The sequence below is a fragment of the Duganella sp. Root1480D1 genome (assembly GCF_001427305.1).
Lineage (GTDB): Bacteria > Pseudomonadota > Gammaproteobacteria > Burkholderiales > Burkholderiaceae_D > Rugamonas.
The window spans coordinates 71,186-80,141 of the sequence record NZ_LMFZ01000014.1 but is presented as its reverse complement, the minus strand read 5'-3'; the positions used below and the strand labels follow the sequence as shown (position 1 = coordinate 80,141).

The following is an 8,956-nucleotide window of genomic DNA, read 5'->3' as shown; positions in this document are numbered from 1 at the left end:
CAAGTGCAAGCCGGCCGGGATGTGGTAGGCCGCGCCTGCCGCATGGTCCAGCTGGTCGAGGAACCACAGGCGTTGCTGTGCCCACGACAGCGGCAGCGCTTCGCCGCGCTCAGCTACCGGGATCGCACCGAGCTGCGTCTGCCGCCCGGCGGCCACCAGTTGCGCCAGTCCGGCCAGGGTCGGTTGTTCAAACAGTTCGCGCAGCGCGACTTCGCGTCCCAGCAATTCACGCAGGCGCGACACCACCTGCACTGCCAGCAGCGAATGGCCGCCCAGTTCGAAGAAATGGTCGTGGCGGCCGACCCGCTCGACGCCCAGGAGCTCCTGCCAGATCTGYGCCAGTGCCTGTTCCACTTCGCCYTGCGGCGCCGCGTATTCGCGCACSGCCAGCGCGGCGCCGTCCGGCGCCGGCAAGGCTTGGCGATCAAGTTTGCCGTTGGCCGTCAGCGGCAACGCGTCCAGCACCACGTAGGCGGCCGGCAACATGTAGTGCAGCGCCAACTGGCGGCGCACGGCCGCCGCATCGAAGGTCGCGCCCTCTTCCGTTACGATGTAGGCCACCAGGCGCTTGCCGTGGCCATCGTCGCGCGCCAGCACCACCGCTTCGCGCACGCCCTCGCAGGCTTTCAGCCGCACTTCGATTTCGCCCAGCTCGATGCGGTAGCCGCGCAGCTTGACCTGGAAGTCGTTGCGGCCCATGAATTCGATGCTGCCGTCTTCCAGCCAGCGSGCCAGGTCGCCCGTCTTGTACAACTTGYCCGCRCCGAATGGGTTGTCGACGAAGCGCTCGGCCGTCAGTTCCGGACGGTTCAGGTAACCGCGCCCGACACCGTCGCCGCCGATGAACAATTCTCCCACCACGCCCAGCGGCGCCGGCCGCCCGCCGCGGTCCAGGATGTAGGCCTGGGTATTGCCGATTGGCTTGCCGATCGGGATGCTGCGCGCGCCTTCCGCCACCGCCTCGATGGCGTGGGTGCAGGCAAAGGTCGTGCTCTCGGTTGGACCATAGCCGTTGATCAGCTGCTGCGGGCGCTGCTCACTGGCCAGCAGCTGGCGCACGCTGTCCACGTCCAGCGCGTCGCCGCCCACCAGCAGGTAGCGCAGGCCGGCAAAGGCNGCTCTCGGTTGGACCATAGCCGTTGATCAGCTGCTGCGGGCGCTGCTCACTGGCCAGCAGCTGGCGCACGCTGTCCACGTCCAGCGCGTCGCCGCCCACCAGCAGGTAGCGCAGGCCGGCAAAGGCYGCSCCCAGKGCCGGGCGGTATTCGTTGAACAGGCCCACCGTCAGCCACAGCGCMGTRGCRCCSCCRGCCACCAGGGCCTGGCACAGCTGCTGCGGCGCCAATACCACCGCCTGCGGCACCAGCAGCAMGCTGGCGCCATTGAGCAGCGGCGCCCAGATTTCCCAGGTCGCCGCATCGAACGCCGGGCTGGCGCAGTGCGCTACCCGGTCGGCCGGCGTCAGCGGCGCGAAGCCGCTGTTRAGYGCCAGGCGCAGCACGTTGCGGTGCTCGATCATGACCCCTTTCGGCTGGCCGGTCGAGCCCGAGGTGTACATCACATACGCCAGGTGGCGCGCGCCCAGGCCCGGCACCAGTGAGCAGCGGCGCCCAGATTTCCCAGGTCGCCGCATCGAAGGCCGGGCTGGCGCAGTGCGCTACCCGGTCAGCCGGCGTCAGCGGCGCGAAGCCGCTGTTGAGCGCCAGGCGCAGCACGTTGCGGTGCTCGATCATGACCCCTTTCGGCTGGCCGGTCGARCCCGAGGTGTACATCACATACGCCAGGTGGCGCGCGCCCAGGCCCGGCACCAGYGGATCGCTGTCCGGCTGGCGTGCSACYGCCGTCACGTCGCCGTAGCTGTCGTCGTCCAGCAGCAGCACCCGCGTCAGGCTTTGCACCGGCAGCACGTCTTCCAGCGCCGCCGTCGTCAGCAGCACCGCCGGCGCGCTGTCGGCCAGCATGAAGGCCAGCCGCTCGGCCGGATAGCNAGCAGCACCCGCGTCAGGCTTTGCACCGGCAGCACGTCTTCCAGCGCCGCCGTCGTCAGCAGCACCGCCGGCGCGCTGTCGGCCAGCATGAAGGCCAGCCGCTCGGCCGGATAGCCMGCGTCCAGCGGCACGTAGGCGCCACCGGCTTTCAGCACGGCCAGCATGGCCACGATCATGTCGGCGCCGCGCTCCAGGCAYAGCCCGACGCGCGCATCGGGCCCGATGCCCAGCGCGCGCAGGTAGTGCGCCAGGCGGTTGGCGCGCGCATTCAATTCGCCATAGGAGACCGAACCCTGCTCGCCGATCAGGGCTGGCGCCTGCGGCTGTGCCGCTGCCAGCCGCGCAAACTCGGCATGCACCAGGCTTTCGCCAGGGTAGCTGCGCGTAGTCGCATTGAAGTCATGCAGCAGCTGCAACCGTTCAGTCTCGCCCATCCAGGGCAACTGATCAAGCGCCTGCCCGGGGTGCTCGGCCATGGCTGCCAGCAGCGTAGCAAATTGCCGCATCCAGCGCCTGACCGTCGACGCGTGGAATACCCCGCTGGCATACGTCAGGCGGCCCTCGATCGCATTGCCCCGTTCGGCCAGGGCCAGGGACAAGTCGAATTGGGTGGTCTGGTTCGACAGGGCGACGCGGCGCGTCTGCAAGCCAGGCAGCAGCAGCTCCCCGCTGTCCGGCGTATTGTCGAGCGAGAGCGCCACCTGGAAGATCGGGTTGTGCGCCAGGCTGCGCTCCGGATTCAGGGCCTTGACCAGCTGCTCGAACGGCAAGTCCTGCTGCGCGTACCCCTGCAGCGTGGTTTCCCTGACCTGGGCCAGCAACGCGGCCACGGTCAAGTCCCCGTCCAAGCGGGCCCGCAGCGGCAGCGTGTTGACGAAGAAGCCGATGGTCTGCTCGAATTCGGCACGGCCACGGTTGGCTACGGGCACGCCCACCACCACCTCGTCGCTGCCGCTGAGGCGCGCCAGCAGCGTGGCCCAGCCGGCCAGCAGCGTCATGAACAGGGTAGCGCCATGGCGCTGTGCCAGCGCGCGCAAAGCCTGCGCGCTGGCAGCCGGCAACTCCCAGGCCAGCACGCCGCCCGCGTAATCCTGGCGCGCCGGGCGCGCGACGTCCGCCGGCAGTTCCAGCACGGCCGGCGCACCCTGCAGGTGGGCGCGCCAGAAGTCCAGCTGCGCCTGCATCGCATCCTGTTCCAGTGCGGCCTGCTGCCAAGCCGCGTAATCGGCATACTGCCAGGTCAGCGGCGGCAGTTGGGCGGGACGCCCTTGCAGCAGGGCGGCGTACAGCTCACCCACCTCGCGTGTCAGCACGCCGACCGACCAGCCGTCGGAGATGATGTGGTGCATGGTAATCAGCAGTACATGGCGGCGGCTGGCCAACGCCAGTAGACGGCCGCGCACCAAGGGCCCACTGCCCAGTTCGAACGGTGCGGCGGCCTCCTCGGCCTGAATGCGTTCCAGCGCTGGCGCCTGCTCGTGCGCCGGCATGCCGCGCAAGTCGTGCTCGAGCAGCGCAAAGCCCGCACCTGCGGCGCCAATCACTTGCACCGGCTGGTTGCCGTCGAGTGCAAAGGTGGTGCGCAGCGCTTCGTGGCGCGCCACGACGGCGTCCAGTGCAGCGCGCAGGACGGCGACGTCGAGCTCGCCTTCCAGGTGGAAGGCGGCAGGCATGTGGTAGGCGGCGCCGGCGGCCCGTTCGAGGCGGTCCAGGAACCACAGGCGCTGCTGGGCGGCCGAGGCCGGCAGTTGCGGCGTGCGCGGCACCGTCTGCAGGGCGAGCTGCGGCCGTGCGTTGCCGCCTGCCATGCGCTGCGCCATGTCGGCCAGCACCGGGGCCGCGAAGACGTCGGCCAGGGCCAGCTCGGCGCCATGCTGCTGGCGCAGCTGCGCCACCAATTGCAAGGCCAGCAGCGAATGGCCGCCGGCTTCGAAGAAGTGATCGTGACGCCCGGCCTGTTCCACGCCCAGCAGCCGTTGCCACAGCCCTGCCAGTTGCGTCTCGGCCGCGCCGTGCGGCGCCTCATAGCGGCGCAGGCAAAGCGCCTGGCCGGACGGGGCCGGCAAAGCATTGAGGTCCAGCTTGCCATTCGGCGTCAGCGGGAAGGCGTCGAGCTGGACATAGGCCACCGGCAGCATATAGTCCGGCAATTGGCAGGCCAGGGCCGCGCGCATCCGGTCCGGCGCCAGTCTGGCGCCCTCCTGCGCGAGCAGGTAGGCCAGCAGGCGCTGGCCGCCGGCCGCGTCCGGCCCCGCCACCACCAGCGCGCCGCGCACGCCGGCGCAGGCCSCCAGCCGCGCCTCGATTTCGCCGGTTTCGATGCGGTAGCCGCGGATCTTGACCTGGCTGTCGTTGCGCCCCAGGTAGTCGATATTGCCCGACTCGCGCCAGCAGGCCAGGTCGCCGGTCTTGTACAGCCGCAGCGCGCCCACACCCGCCACCTGCGCCTGGATGAAACGCTCGGCCGTCAGCTCGGGACGATGCAGGTAGCCGCGCGCCAGGCCGGACCCGCCGATATGGATTTCACCCGGCACGCCGGGCGGCACCGCCCGGCCCTGGGCATCGAGGATGAAGATGCGGGCATGGCCCAGCGGCCGGCCGATGTGCGGCTCGGGATCGCTGGCGTCAATGGCCGCCAGCGTGGCGTCCACTGTGCACTCCGTCGGTCCATAGACGTTGTAGCAAGCCAGCGGCGCCTGCTGCAGCTGGCGCCACAGCGCGCTGCCGATCGCTTCGCCGCCGACCAGCGCGGCCTTGCCGGCGCAGCCCGGATGCTGCAACAGGCCTGCCGCCACCATCAGTTCCAGCTGCGCCGGCGTGCAATCGAACAGCGCGATACGCTGCTCGACCAGGAACTCGACCAGGGCCGCGCCGTCGCCACGTATCGCCTGCGGCACAGTGACGACGGTATGGCCCGACAACAGTTGCAGCAGCGATTGCAGCGAAGCGTCGAAGGACAGCGCCGCATTCAGCGCGATATTGGATGGCGCCGCGCAGTGGAGGGCCACCAGCGGCGCGAGGCCCTGCCACAGCTGCAGCAACGCGCCGTGCTCGACCATCACGCCCTTGGGCATGCCGCTCGAACCGGAGGTGTAGATCACGTAGGCCAGGCGTCCCCCATCTTCCGCCTGCACCGGCGGAAGATCGTGCTGACCACCCTGTTCCAGCCACGGCGCCGAGTCCGGTTCCGACTCCAACTCCAGCACGGGCATGGCCAGTGGCGGCAAGCCGGCGCGCAAGGCGTGCTGCGTCACCACGGCCTGCGGAGCACAATCGGCCAGCAGTTCGGCCACGCGCTGCGCCGGCCAGACCGGATCCAGCGGCACGTAGGCGGCCCCCGCCTTCCAGATGCCAAGCACGGCCACCAGTTGCGGGCTGCCGCGCTCCAGGTGCACGGCCACGCGCGCTTCAGGACCGATGCCGAGGGCACGCAGTTGCTGCGCCAGGCAGTTGGCGCGCCGGTTCAGTTCGCCATATGACAGCACACCTGTCGCGTCGCGCACGGCGGGTGCGTCCGGACTGGCTGCCGCCTGGGCTTCGAACACCCGGTGCGCCAGCCCGGCCGGGGGTGGCGCCGCCGGCGCGCCCTGCGCCAGCGCGGCCACCTGGTCCGGCTCCATCAGCACGATATCGCCGACGCACTGTGCCAGGTCGCCCGCCAGCGCCTCCATCACGCGGCAGTAATGCGCCGCCAGCCGCACCATCGCGGGCGGCGGCAGCAAGTCGGCCGCGAACTTGAAGTCGCAGCGCACTTCCCCGTCCAGCTCAAGCGCCTCCAGTGTCAGGTCGAGTTCGCCCATGCCTCCGCTCTGGTGCACTGGGTAGCTGGCGGCCTGGTGCCCGGCCCAGTCGATGCGGCTGGCCGCATCCTGCGCCGCCAACAAGGCGGCCAGCTGCGCGGCGCCGCGCGGATTCTGGAAGTTGAACATGGCCTGGAACAGCGGGTGCACGCCGGCGCTGCGCTGCGGCGCCAGTTCTTCGACCAGGCGCGCAAATTGGTATTCCTGGTGGGCCATGGCGCCCATCGCTGCCGAGCGGGTGCCGCGCAGCACCTGCGCCAGCGTGCTGCCGCCGTGCGCGGCCAGCCGCAGGGCGACCGGGTTGACGAAGTCGCCCGTGACCGCGTCCCACTCGGACCGGCAGCGGCCCGGCATGGGCGAGCCGATCACGATTTCCTGCTGGCCGGTATGGCGCTGCAGGACAACGTGCAGGCCCGCCAGCAGCATGGTGTACAGGGTTTGCCCGTGCCGGCCGGCCTGGGTCTTCAGCCGCTGCACCAGCGAGGGCGCCAGGCGGCAGCTGTGCAGGGTGGGCGGCGTGGCGCCTGGCGCCACTGCCGCGCGCCGGCGCAGGCTGAGCACCGGCAGGCTGCCTTGCAGCACCCGACGCCAGTAGGCGCCCTGGCTGGCCGCTTCCGTCCCTGCCAGCCAGTCGCGCTGCCAAGCAATAAAATCGGCATAGCTGGCCGGCGCTGCCAAGAGTGGCGGCGTGGCGCCGGCTGCCAGCGCCGCGAGGATCTGTTCCAGGTCGCCGATCAGGCGCCAGACCGACCAGCCGTCAGCCGCCAGGTGGTCGAACACGAGCTGCAGCACCAGTTCCTGCTCTGCGCAACGGTACAGGTGGCCGCGCAGCAGGGAGCCGCCGGCCAGTTCGAACGGCCGGGCGCCGTCGGCCTGCACCTGCCGCTGCAGCGCATCCGGGTCCAGGCCGCGGGCGTCGCAGCTGCTGACGGCTACCTGCGCCGGGTTGCTGATCGACTGTTCCACTTGACCATCGCACTCACGCAGGCGGGCGCGCAGCATCGGGTGGCGTTCGGCCAGCCAGTGCAGGGCGCGCACGTACAGCGCGTCTTCGCGGGCGCCGTACAAGCGCAGCGCGATGGCGATATTGTGGCCACCCTGTCCCTCCGGCCGTGCCTGGTAGGCAAACCAGCGGCTGCGCTGCGACTCGGACAAGGGCATCCATTGGCCAGCTTCGGTCTCTTGGAACATCGTGCGCTCTTTCAGGAATCAGGAGGTGATGGCCTGGGATTGGCCGGCGGGGCGGGCCAGGAAGGCTGCCAGTTGCTCGATGGTCGGGTAATCGAACAGCCACTCAAGATCGAATTCAGTGCCGGTGGTATCCTGGATCTTGCGGGCGAAACGCAAACCGAGCAGCGAGTCGACGCCCAGCTCGCTCAAGGTGCTGCCGCTGGCAAGCTGTTCGGGCGGGACCTGCAATAGTCCGGCCAGCAGCATTCTCAACTCTTGTTCCTGCATCGTTCGCTCCATGATCTTGGTCAGTTTCGTGCTGCGGAATGGCCGGCGGACGCGGCGCCGGATGGCGGCACGCTCAGACTGGGCCGGCGGCGGCCAGGGCGCCGGACAGGTAGTCGGCGCGGCATTGCGTGCGCCGCACCTTGCCGCTTGAGGTGCGCGGCAGTGCGCCAGGCTTGATCAGCAATACTTCGTCGATGGTCACGCCATGCGCGGCGGCGATGGCGCGCACGGCGGCGCCGGCGATCGCCGAGCGCTGTTCCGGCCGCCGCAGCCAGGCCCGGTTCAATTCGAACACCAGGACCAGCCGCGTGCCGCCGTCGCGTTCGACCGAGAAGGCCGCGCCGCCATTGGGCCGCAAGGCTGGATGACTGGCTTCGGCCGCCTGTTCCAGGTCCTGCGGCGCGTACTTCTTGCCGTACACAATGATCAAATCCTTCAGTCGCCCGGTGACGTACAGCTGGCCGTCCAGCAGGTAGCCCAGGTCGCCGGTACGCAGATAGCGCCCCTGCGCCTCGCCCGCCAGGCGCGCACCGAACGTGCTTGCGCTGATGTCGGCGCGCCGCCAGTAGCCGGGCGACACGCTGCCACCGCGCACCCAGATTTCGCCGACGCGGCCCTCGGCCTGGGCGACGCCGCTGGCCGGGTCGACCACCGCGATCGCGGTATCGCCGCGCGGCACGCCGCAGCACACCACTTCCACGCCGCTCGAGTCGTCCACTCGCGCCGCCTCGCCACTGGCCTTGCCGCTGATGTACAGCGTCGATTCGGCCATGCCGTAGCAGGGATAGAAGGCTTGCGGGCGCAGGCCGTAGGCGGCAAACCTGGCGTTGAAGGCGCGCATGGTGGCGGCGCGGATCGGCTCGGCGCCGCAGAAGGCCACCTGCCAGGAGCCGAGCTCGCATCCCGCCAAGTGCTCCGGCTCGATGGTCTGGCTGGCCAGCTGGTAGGCGAAATTCGGTCCGCCCGAATGGGTCACGCGGTAGGCGGACACGATCTGCAGCCAGCGCTCGGGATATTGCACCAGCTCGGCCGGCGGCATGCAGTTGCCGCTGCAGCCGGAGAACATCGGCTGCAGCACGCCGCCCACCAGGCCCATGTCGTGATACAGCGGCAGCGCGGTAAACACGACGCTGCCCCGGTCGATGGCCATGCCGTCGGCGATGGCGCTGCAATTGCTCAGCAAATTGCCATGCGTGACGATGACGCCTTTCGGGTCACCGGTCGAGCCCGATGAATACTGCAGGAAGGCCACGCTGTCCGGGCCCAATTGCGGCGCCACCCAGCGCGCACCATGCGCCAGGCGCTCCGGATCCTGCAGCCATTGCGCCACGTCCAGCTGCGGCAGCTGCGCGCCGACCGTCGTGCCATCGCACAGCAGCAAGCGCGCGCCGCTGTCGCGCAGCAGCAGCTGCAGGCGTTCGGCCAGCAGCGCGCGGTGCGGCTCGGCGCTAGGGACAGCCACGGCGCCGGCCAGCAGGCAGGCCCAGAACGCGATCACGAAATGACGTTGTGACTTGCATGCCAGCAGCACCGGCTCGCCGGCACAGCCGCGTTGCTGCAGCTGCGCCGCCAGCGCCGTCGCTTCCGCCTGCAGGTCGGCCATCGTCAGGCAGTGCGGATGCGCCACGCCGCCCTGGAAAAAGCGGTACGCCACACTGTCGTGGTGCGCCAGGGCGCGCTGCAGCAGGAGGTCGCAAATGGTGGTCAAGG

5 protein-coding genes and 2 pseudogenes are annotated in these 8,956 nt (G+C 70.1%); all 7 read right to left on the bottom strand.

Translation table 11 applies throughout. The features are described 5' to 3' along the window. On the bottom strand, positions 1 to 1,059 hold a 1,059-nt coding region (locus tag ASD58_RS32795), incomplete at its 3' end, for a phosphopantetheine-binding protein (RefSeq protein ID WP_373994453.1). A gap of 58 nt (positions 1,060 to 1,117) precedes the next feature. Beyond that, the coding region (locus tag ASD58_RS16575; protein WP_229210006.1) for an AMP-binding protein at positions 1,118 to 1,594 on the bottom strand (477 nt) is incomplete at its 3' end. A gap of 114 nt (positions 1,595 to 1,708) precedes the next feature. Then, positions 1,709 to 1,808 (bottom strand): annotated as a pseudogene (locus ASD58_RS32790) (AMP-binding protein); the annotation flags it as partial. 15 nt (positions 1,809 to 1,823) lie between these two features. Beyond that, positions 1,824 to 1,987: pseudogene (locus ASD58_RS32785) on the bottom strand (hypothetical protein); the annotation flags it as partial. A 1-nt stretch (position 1,988) separates the two neighbouring features. Further along, the coding region (locus tag ASD58_RS32780; RefSeq protein WP_373994452.1) for an amino acid adenylation domain-containing protein at positions 1,989 to 6,949 on the bottom strand (4,961 nt) is incomplete at its 3' end. A gap of 48 nt (positions 6,950 to 6,997) precedes the next feature. Next, complete coding sequence (locus ASD58_RS16560) at positions 6,998 to 7,246, bottom strand: acyl carrier protein (protein WP_162253026.1); 249 nt, start codon at positions 7,244 to 7,246, stop codon at positions 6,998 to 7,000. Between the two features lie 73 nt (positions 7,247 to 7,319). Continuing rightward, positions 7,320 to 8,954, bottom strand: coding sequence for a fatty acyl-AMP ligase (locus tag ASD58_RS16555; protein ID WP_057262277.1), 1,635 nt, complete (start codon positions 8,952 to 8,954; stop codon positions 7,320 to 7,322). Between the last annotated feature and the right edge of the window lie 2 nt (positions 8,955 to 8,956).